The following is an 820-nucleotide window of genomic DNA, read 5'->3' as shown; positions in this document are numbered from 1 at the left end:
GGCATCCGGCCAGCGGCGCCGCCGTCAGCGCCGCCGCCGCATGCGCGCCGGGCCTGCGCATCCTCAACGCCGGCGATGGCGCGCACGCCGATCCGCTGCCGGCGCTGGCCCGCGTGCAGGCCATGCTGCAGGCCAGACAGGATCTGACCAACCTGGCCGTGGCGCTGGTGGGCGACATCCGCCACAGCGCCGTGGCGCGCAGCCTGATCCATGCCATGACCACGCTGGGCGTGCCCGAAGTGCGCGCCGCCGCGCCGCGCACCCTGCTGCCCGACGGCCTGCCGCAACTCGGCGTGCGCGCCTGTGCCACCCTGCACGAATGCCTGGCCGAGGCCGATGTGGTGATCGCGCTGCCCCTGCGGGCCGAGCGCATGAGCGGCGCGCTGCTGCCGTCGGCGCGCGAATACGCCGCCGCTTACGGCCTGACGCCCGCCCGCCTGGCCGCGGCCCGGCCCGATGTCCTGCTGCTGCCCGCCGCCGCGCTGACGCCCGGCATCGAGGTCGATGGCGACGTCGCCGCCGGCCTGGGCGAGATCGAGGCCGGCCTGGCCCGGTCCGAAGGCCATCTGCGCCTGGCCGCCCTGAGCGTGCTGGCCGGAGTCGCCGCATGAGGCTGCACATCGCCAATGGCCGCCTGATCGACCCGGCCCACGACCGCGACGGCTTGCAGGACCTGTTCATCGCCGACGGCCGCGTGGCGGCGGTCGGCCAGGCGCCCGACGGCTTCCAGGCCGATCGCCGCATCGACGCCGCCGGCCTGGCCGTGCTGCCGGGCCTGGTGGACCTGTCGGCGCGCGTGCTGCGCCAGGACGCCGGCGCC

At 76.8% G+C, this 820-nt stretch carries 1 protein-coding gene and 1 pseudogene; both read left to right on the top strand.

From position 1 onward, the window contains the following. On the top strand, nucleotides 1-611 hold a 611-nt coding region (locus H0523_RS32070), incomplete at its 5' end, for an aspartate carbamoyltransferase (RefSeq protein WP_180180330.1). Next, a pseudogene (locus H0523_RS32065) lies at nucleotides 608-820 on the top strand (dihydroorotase); the annotation flags it as partial. The gene H0523_RS32070 and the pseudogene H0523_RS32065, both read left to right, overlap by 4 nt.

Origin of the sequence: Achromobacter insuavis (assembly GCF_902859645.1) — a bacterium.
Taxonomy (GTDB): Bacteria; Pseudomonadota; Gammaproteobacteria; order Burkholderiales; family Burkholderiaceae_B; genus Achromobacter; species Achromobacter insuavis.
The sequence above is the reverse complement of the archived record's forward strand: the minus strand, read 5'-3'. Positions and strand labels throughout refer to the sequence as shown.